The sequence below is a fragment of the Bradyrhizobium sp. P2_E8 genome (assembly GCF_056403875.1).
Genome location: NZ_JBFUES010000260.1, coordinates 1 through 8,087 on the forward strand (window position 1 = coordinate 1; position 8,087 = coordinate 8,087).

Here is an 8,087-nt window from a genome sequence, read left to right on the forward strand (position 1 = left end):
GGGTGCATGTATGCCGAGGGACGCAAGGCAATCGGCAAGCTGACGTATCGCTGGTGAGTTCAACTGACGACGGCCCGGCAACGGGGCCGGACCCGCTTGATGAGAGTCGAAGACGATGAGAGCGATATTCGGCAGGTTGCATCGCTGGGCGGGCCTGCTCACGGCCGGATTCCTGTTCTTCTCCGGCATCACCGGCGCGATCATCTCCTGGGATCACGAGATCGACGACGTCCTGAACAGCCATTTGTTCGAYGTCACCAGCAAGGGCCCGGCCATTCCCTCGATCGAGCTCGCCAAGCTGATCGAGCAGCGCGATCCCCGCGCACGCGTCGTCTATCTCTTCATGGCGCCGGAGGAGGGCCACTCGCTGTGGTTCTTCATCATGCCGCGGATCGATCCGGCAACCGGCAAGCGCTATCCGCTCGGCTACAATCAGGTCTTCCTCGATCCCAACACGGGCGTCGAGCTGGGACGGCGCTACTGGGGCGCGGTATGGCCGGTGACGCGGGAGAACTTCATCTCGTTTCTCTACAAGCTGCACTACACCATGCACATCCCGGAGTTCTGGGGCAGCGACCGCTGGGGCATGCGCCTGCTCGGCATCATCGCCATCATCTGGACCATCGACTGCCTCGTCGGCTTCTATCTGACGCTGCCGTCACGGCGCGGCGCGAAGGCCGCGCGGGCGCCGCAGGTCGCGCGCCAGCTCGAACGCGGCTTCTGGGCGCGCTGGGCGCCGGCCTGGACCATCAAGACCTCGGGCAGCGCCTACCGGATCAATTTCGACATCCACCGCGCCTTCAGCCTGTGGACCTGGGGGCTGCTGTTCGTCATCGCCTTCACGGCGTTCTCGCTGAACCTCTATTTCGAGGTGTTCTCGCCGCTGATGAAGATGGTGTCGAATTATACGCCGACGCCGTATGAGCAGCGGCCGTACCGCGATCTCGACGATCCCATCGAGCCCAAGGTGACGTTTGCCGACATCGCCGCGCGCGCCACGGCCGACGGCAAGGGGCGAGGGTGGTCCACCCCGGTCGGCGCGCTCAGCTACGGCCCCGCCCACGGGGTCTATGCCGCAGCCTACTTCCATCCCGGCGACGATCACGGCGCCGGCGGCGTCGGCCCGGCGCAGCTCTACTACGACAGCGAGGACGGCCATCCGCTCGGCCAGCGGCTGCCATGGGTCGGCACCGCGGCCGATATCTTCGTGCAGGCGCAGTTTCCGCTGCATTCGGGACGGATCGTCGGGCTGTTCGGCCGCATCCTGATCTCGATCATGGGGCTGGTGGTGGCCGCGCTTTCGGTGACCGGCGTCGTGATCTGGTGGCGCAAGCGCCGCGCCCGCGTCCGCGTGCGCGAGACCGCCGCGATGCGCCTGAACAGGCAGCTCACGCCGGCGGAGTAGGCCCGGCCTTGCGGATGAACCTACCCGCCCGGCGCCGGCACAAAGACTGGAGATCGCTCCAGTCTGCGGACATTGAATGAGATTGCCTGCCTTGCTCTGCCTGCTCGTCCTCACGACGACCGCCCACGCGGCCGCGCCCGAGCAGCGCTATCTCGACCTGCGCGATCGCTACATAGCAAAGTTCTCCAAGGCGCCGGAGAACGACGAGACCTCCAGGCAGCACGATGCGGCGCTCAAGGAGCTGACGGGCGTGCTGCGCGAACTGGTGGGACCGGTCGCGATCAAAGGGCTGCCCGCAGAGGGCAAGTCGAACGCCGATACGCTCTTCAAGGGCGACTCCGGCTTCGGCCATCTCGACGGGCTCGGCTTCGCCTCCGAGGGCGACAAGATGCAAGCCGTGGCGACCACGACCGCGCTGCTCAAGCACTGGCTGCGCGAGCACCGCGAGGACGGCATGCCGCAAGAGATCGGCGCGGCGTTCAGGTCGGATCGCTTCTACTATTATGCGATCCAGGACTCCGCCTTCGCCAAATATGCGGAGCTGCCGATCACCAAGCCTGCGGCGGCGAGCGCCGCGGTCGCCGTTCTTGGCGTGCGCGGCAATGGCGATCTGAAGGGGGCGCCGCGTGAGATCGACGTCGTCGCGATCCAGGGCGAGAAGGTCTACTTCCTCGCCGTAACCGACGCCGTCAAGACCGCCGAGATCGCGGCTTGCGAGAAGGTCTGGAAGCAGATGATGGCCAGGAAAACCCCGCAGGACAGTATGGCCAAGGAAGACCAGGCGATGGACGCCTACACAAAATGCTTCGCCAAGGAAGCGCCAAGCCAGAGCTGGTTCGCGGCGGCGGTGAAGAAGGCGCAGAGCCAGTTGGAATTGCTGCCGCAGCGCTAGAGCGCGTCCGCCGAGATCCCGGCCGCGGCCGCCTTCAACCGCTGATCGTTCCCTCACGCGAATATCTCGCGTTACGGTCGACGAGAAAGACGACAAGGTCTGCGTCCTCGCTCACTTCCACCCTCGGCGAGATGCCGTCGCCGGCGAACATCAGCGCGGTATGCTTGCCGGCCTTGTGCTCACCTGCGGCGACGTTACCCCGGAAGACGTAGAGCCAGCGATCGAAGCCCGGTTTCGACGGAAGCTCGGTGCTTCGCCCCGCCGGCAAATGTGTGTCGTAGAGGTAGAGGGCCTGCCGTACAAAAGTCGGCGCGTCGGATCCCTCGGGCCCCGCCAGTAGCCGCCATTGCCCGTCTCGCTCGGCCTCGTCCAGCGCGACGAACTGAACGTTGGGCTCCGCATCCGCAGCTTCGGGCCGAACGAAGATCTGGAGCATTTCGATCTGATCGTCACCGAGGACCTTCTCTTCATGGTAGAAGCCCCGACCTGCGTTCATCACCATGAGCCGGTCGGGTGAAATGACTTCGCTTCTGCCGGCGGAATCGGTGTGCAGCATCCGTCCGCTACGCATGTAGCTGATGATCTCGTCGTTGCGGTGTTCGTGCATCCTGACGACGAGACCGGGTTGAAGCCGGGCGTGGTCGATGACCCCGAGCCCGCCGAAGCCTGCATCGTCCTGTTGATCCAGAGAGATGCCTGGATGGATTCGGCGCAACTGGAATGGCCCGTGTGATCTGACCTGATGAGTCTCCGGCGACACGATGCCGACCCCATGGATGGGCGCTGCTGAAGGCATGTTGCTGCTCCTTGGCCCCGGCGGCCTGGGATCAATTACGATTGGATCGGTGGCAACACGTCGGTGAACAGGAGCTGGATCAGCTTCTGCCCGTTCGGCGTGCCCCAGTTCTGGGCCAGCTCTGCGATCATGGTGTTGGTCGCCGTTAGCACAACGCCGGCGTCCTGCATGCGGCGGCGGGACATGTCTTCCGAGAGCTCGAACGGCGATCCCGAGGCGTCCATGACGGCCTGTACCTTGTAGCCTTCCGCCACCGCGTCGATCGCCGGGAAGACGAGGCAGACGTCGGTCGTGACACCCGCCATGATCAGGTTCTTGCGGCCCGTCGCTTCCACGGCAGCCTTGAAGTTGGCGTCGGTCCAGGCGTTGACGATGCCTTCGCGCTTGACGCGCTTGTCAAAGGCGTCGGGAAGAATGTCCTTCAGTTCAGGCAGCAATGGACCCTGCAGGCGATCTTCCTGGCTGGATGTCAGGACGGTGGGGATACCGAGAATGCTCGCGGTCTTCGCCAGCGCCAGCGACATGCGCTTGGCGCGCTCGACATCGATGTTCTTGATCAGCTGCATGGTGCCGATCTGGTGGTCGATCAGCAGAAGCGCGGAATCCTCAGGCGTGAAATACTTGGACATTATCTTGGACATGACGTGGTCTCCCTCGGTCGAACGAGCGATGTCGCTCGCCGGTGAACCTACGGATGGAACGAAACTTGCGGCAGACTTGAAAAATGCCCACCTCATGTTTCATAAATGGAACATGAGCATCTTTTCAGATTTCGACGGCCTCGCGCTGTTCACCCGTATCGTCGAAGCGGGCGGGCTGGCGGCGGCCGAGCGTGCGACCGGCATTCCGAAGGCCACTCTGTCGCGGCGACTGTCCGCCCTCGAGAAGACCTTGAATGTCCGACTGGTGCGACGGACGAAGAGGGGTGTCGCGCTAACCGAAGAGGGGCAGCGGCTCTTCGATCGCAGCCGGCCCGCGCTCAACCTCGCTGAAGAGGCCGTGGCTGAGGTTTTGGATGAGCGGGTTGCGCTGTCAGGCACCGTTCGATTGTCGTTGCCGCCGGACATCGCGACTGCCGTTCTGGCTCCAGCGTTGATCCGCTTCAAGACCAGGCACCCCGACGTCACGATCGAGATGACCTTGGCCGATCGAAGGGTTTCGTTGATCGAGGAGGGATACGATCTGGTCGTGCGGATGGGGCAGGTCGCCGACTCCGGGCTGATGTTCAAGAAGTTCGCCTCGCTGCCGAGGGTGCTGGTCGCGAGTCCGGACTTCCTCGCGGCTCAGATGGCATTGAAGGAGCCGCAGGACCTGAACGAGATCCCTGCGCTCGCGATCCGCAGCGACTTGGTCGAGTGGGATCTACGAAGTCATGACGGTGCTGCTGTCACGGTGACCCCACGGATTGGCTTCGCGGCAAACCGGCAGACGATACTGGTAGAGGCCGCGCTCGCGGGGCTCGGTGTCGCGAACCTGCCCTTGTTCATGGTGGAGGCGGCACTGAATTCGGGAGCGCTTGTTCGCGTCATGACCGGATGGGAGCCGTCTCCCGTCGAGATGACTGCACTGTGGCAGAAGGACAGATTCAGCGGACGCCTGACGAAGGCGATCGTGGTCGAGTTTGCTGAAGCGTTGAAGAGTGTCTGAGGTTGGCTTGCCGGCTAAAGCGCGCTGCCGGCCAAATTCCAGCCCCGCCCACCTTCACCAAAGATCTCGTAGCCCGTCGGCGTTACCGCGACCGTGTCCTCGAGCTTGATGAAGCCGCGCTTCGGATGCTTCATCGTGGTCTCGATCGACACCACCATGCCTGGCTCGAGCGGCAGCCGCGCGTCCGTGTCGTCATAGGGAACCGGACCTGTGGCGGTCAGGCGAGGGGCCTCGTGGCTGACGAGGCCCATGCCGTGGGCCAGGAAATCCGTGCAGTCGCGCTGGGTGATCTGGGCGAGCTGCCGCTCGGCCGCGACATAGATGTCGCCGCCCATGGCGCCCGGACGGACTGCGGCGAAGGCGGCGCGCTGCACCGCCTCGATCTCAGCCAGACAGTCCTTYAACTCGGCATCCGGATCGCCCAGCACGGCCATGCGGGCGAGGTCGCCGATATAGCCGTGATAATTGCCGCCGGAGTCGAGCGACAGCACCTCGCCGTGCTCCCAGCGCTGCCCCGACGGCGCCCGGTTGTGGCTGTTGCCGCAGGCCAGCAGGCAGTATTCGAAAGTGAGCCCGCGGTTGACCTCGGCCACCCGCAGTGCGTCCGACAATTGCTGCTTGGTCGTGCCGGGACCGTACCCGGCGATCACCTCCAGCATCGCGGCGATCACCAGTTCAGATGCCGTCTTCAGCTTGGCCAGCTCGTCGGCGGACTTCACCGCGCGCAGACGCTCCAGCACCAGCAGCGCGTCCTTGAGCTCGGCGCCGGGCAGGGCGTCGGCCAGCGCCCGGCCCGCATCCATCGGCAGGAACGCCATCTCGACCCCGACCCGCTTCATCGGCACACCGGCGTCCTTCAAGGCCGCAACGGCCCGCGTGATCGCGTCGACCGAGCCGCTCGACTCGGTCCGGACCTGCGGCACCCAGGGCGGCGCCACGGCGCGCTGATGGGTCTCCAGGCGGTGGCCGACATAGACGGATTTTTCCGGCGCGCCCTTGGGATAGACCAGGACCGGCAGATAGCGGCTGACGCCCATGGCATCCATGTAGTCGAAGAAGATCGCGCGCTCGGCCCCGAGCAGGTACTGCACATTGTGCTTGGAGGTCGCGACCAGGACGTCGAGCCCGGCTGCCTCCATCAGGCGGTCGAGCTTGGCGGCATCGAATGGAATGGCGCGCGAGCGGGCTCCGCGGGCGACGTTCTCCTGCATGACGAACCTCCCAATGTTACCGCGCGGCACTCCTTGTTGGATCGTGCTTCGTTGCATTGTGCTTCGCCGGTACGGCGGATCTTGGACGGCCGGCACGATTTTGACCAATGCCGAAATGATATGGCGCCACCGCCGGGAGTGCAGGACCACGCAAGCTCGCGTGACCTTGAGTTTCCGTGCGCGGAGGTTCACCAACTCGTGGTCAAATCGCGCGCTTCATTACCGCGAAGTAACGCCGCGCGGCTTTCACTTCCGACGTCCAAGTTCTAAGTCCTCCTTCAACCGCGATACCGGCCGCGCGAAGCCGGGAACGCGGCCAGGGTTCATTGAGCGGCTAATCGTCGACCCTCGAGCCAAGAACATCCAGGAGGCGCAGGAGGCTGGGCCGCGCGGAAATATCCGCGTGCAACGCCTTGCTGCTGATCTGGATGCCGCGGTGGCCGCAAACGGTCGCTGCGGAACGAGGAGTGCTCGATGGGTATCGTTCGTTTCGCTCTGCGATTTCCCCATACGTTCTACGTGGTCGCCGCGCTGATCCTGTTCCTGGGCGCCGTCACCATATTTGCGATGCCGACCGACATCTTTCCCGATATCGACATTCCGGTCGTAACCGTGATCTGGAGTTACACCGGCCTGAGCACGCCGGAGATGGAGCAGCGTGTCACCACCTACAGCCAGTACTCGATCAGCTCGAACGTCAACGGAATCAGGAATATCGAAGCGCAGACGATGGCCGGTCTGTCGGTGCAGAAGATCTACTTCCAACCCGACGTCAACCTCGACCTCGCCATCTCGCAGATCGTCTCCGCCACCAATGCGATCCGCGCGCTGATGCCGCCCGGCATCCAGGCGCCGGTCGTCGTGCAGTTCAACGCCTCGAGTGTGCCCGTGCTCCAGATCAGCCTGAGCTCCGATACGCTGAGCGAGCAGCAGCTCTACGACTACGGCATCTACCGCATCCGTCAGCAACTGGCGCCGATCCCCGGCATCACGCTGCCGACTCCCTCGGGCGGAAAATACCGGCAGATCATGGTCGATATCGATCCCGCCAAGCTGGTCGCGAAGGGGCTGACGCCGCTCGACGTCGTCAATGCGGTTAACGCCCAGAACCTGACGCTGCCGGCCGGCACCGCAAAAATGGGCGACAAGCAGTATGTCGTCCGCACCAATGCGACGGCACCTTCGATCGAGGACCTCAACAACATCCCGATCAAGGTCGTGAACGGCGCCACCATCTTCGTCAAGGACGTCGGGCAGGTTCACGATGGCTGGCTGGTGCAGCAGAACGTGGTGCGCCAGAACGGCCGTCGTTCGGTTCTGCTCAGCATCATCAAGAACGGCAACGCCTCGACCGTCAGCGTGGTCAAGGCGGTCCACCCGGCGCTCGAGGCCGCGCGCGCGGCTGCGCCTTCGGGCATGCAGATCAACGAGTTGTTCGATCAGTCGGTGTTCGTCAAGCAATCGGTGGAAGGCGTGCTGCGCGAGGGCGCCATCGCCGCCGGACTGACCGCGTTGATGATCCTCCTGTTCCTGGGATCATGGCGCTCGACGCTCGTGGTCATGATCTCGATCCCGCTGTCGATCCTCACCTCGCTGATCGCGCTCCATTTCCTCGGCGAGACCCTCAACACCATGACGCTGGGCGGGCTGGCGCTGGCCGTGGGTATTCTGGTCGACGATTCCACGGTCACGATCGAGAACACTCATCGTCTGCTCACGGAGGAGGGGCTGCCCCTGCCGCAGGCGACGCTGCACGGCGCGGCCGGCATCGCTCTGCCCACACTCGTCTCGACGCTTGCGATCAGCTGCGTCTTCACCTCCGTCGTCTTCCTGGAGGGACCGGCCAAATATCTGTTCACGCCGCTCGGCCTTGCCGTGGTCTTCGCAATGCTTGCATCCTACGGCCTGTCCAGGACATTGACGCCGATCATCATCGGCCTACTGCTCAAGGGCGAGCGCCACGATGCACCCGGCACCGTGCCGCGCGGACCGTTCGGGCGCTTTCACGCGGCGTTCGAGCGTAATTTCGAGACGATGCGTCATGCCTATTCGCGCTCGCTGACCGGATTGATCGAGCATCGCTTCATCATTCCGGCCGGAATGGCCGCCATTCTGGTCCTTGGTGTCGTGCTGTTC

At 64.1% G+C, this 8,087-nt stretch carries 7 protein-coding genes; 4 read left to right on the top strand and 3 right to left on the bottom strand.

What is annotated here, in order from left to right:
- Positions 1–115 precede the first annotated feature (115 nt).
- A complete protein-coding gene (gene fsrB, locus AC1D00_RS16450; protein WP_477011403.1) occupies positions 116–1,405 on the top strand; it encodes a siderophore utilization protein FsrB in 1,290 nt (429 codons plus the stop codon).
- 76 nt (positions 1,406–1,481) lie between these two features.
- Positions 1,482–2,297 (top strand): hypothetical protein, encoded by an 816-nt coding sequence (locus tag AC1D00_RS16455; RefSeq protein ID WP_477011404.1) that lies wholly within the window; start codon positions 1,482–1,484, stop codon positions 2,295–2,297.
- A 34-nt stretch (positions 2,298–2,331) separates the two neighbouring features.
- On the opposite strand, the gene AC1D00_RS16460 is transcribed toward AC1D00_RS16455, so the two are convergent.
- Both AC1D00_RS16460 and AC1D00_RS16465 read right to left on the bottom strand, forming a co-directional pair.
- A complete protein-coding gene (locus AC1D00_RS16460) occupies positions 2,332–3,093 on the bottom strand; it encodes a pirin family protein (protein ID WP_477011405.1) in 762 nt (253 codons plus the stop codon).
- 35 nt (positions 3,094–3,128) lie between these two features.
- Positions 3,129–3,722 carry an isochorismatase family protein gene (locus AC1D00_RS16465; RefSeq protein ID WP_477011409.1) on the bottom strand — a complete coding sequence of 198 codons (594 nt, stop codon included), beginning with the start codon at positions 3,720–3,722 and terminating at the stop codon, positions 3,129–3,131.
- Between AC1D00_RS16465 and AC1D00_RS16470 the strand changes: the two genes are divergently transcribed.
- Positions 3,715–4,740, top strand: a complete 1,026-nt coding sequence (locus tag AC1D00_RS16470) for a LysR family transcriptional regulator (RefSeq protein ID WP_477011406.1) — start codon at positions 3,715–3,717, stop codon at positions 4,738–4,740. The two genes, AC1D00_RS16465 and AC1D00_RS16470, sit on opposite strands and share 8 nt — an antisense overlap.
- A gap of 14 nt (positions 4,741–4,754) precedes the next feature.
- On the opposite strand, the gene AC1D00_RS16475 is transcribed toward AC1D00_RS16470, so the two are convergent.
- Entirely contained in the window at positions 4,755–5,951 is a 1,197-nt protein-coding gene (locus AC1D00_RS16475) for a M24 family metallopeptidase (protein WP_477011407.1), read from the bottom strand.
- Positions 5,952–6,425: 474 nt separating this feature from the next.
- Between AC1D00_RS16475 and AC1D00_RS16480 the strand changes: the two genes are divergently transcribed.
- On the top strand, positions 6,426–8,087 hold a 1,662-nt coding region (locus AC1D00_RS16480; RefSeq protein WP_477011408.1), incomplete at its 3' end, for an efflux RND transporter permease subunit.

Excerpts from the sequence above, each read along its gene's own strand:
- AC1D00_RS16455 (WP_477011404.1), top strand. The coding sequence starts at position 1,482 with ATGAGATTGCCTGCCTTGCTCTGCCTGCTCGTCCTCACGACGACCGCC.
- AC1D00_RS16460 (WP_477011405.1), bottom strand. The coding sequence starts at position 3,093 with ATGCCTTCAGCAGCGCCCATCCATGGGGTCGGCATCGTGTCGCCGGAG.
- AC1D00_RS16465 (WP_477011409.1), bottom strand. The coding sequence starts at position 3,722 with ATGTCCAAGTATTTCACGCCTGAGGATTCCGCGCTTCTGCTGATCGAC.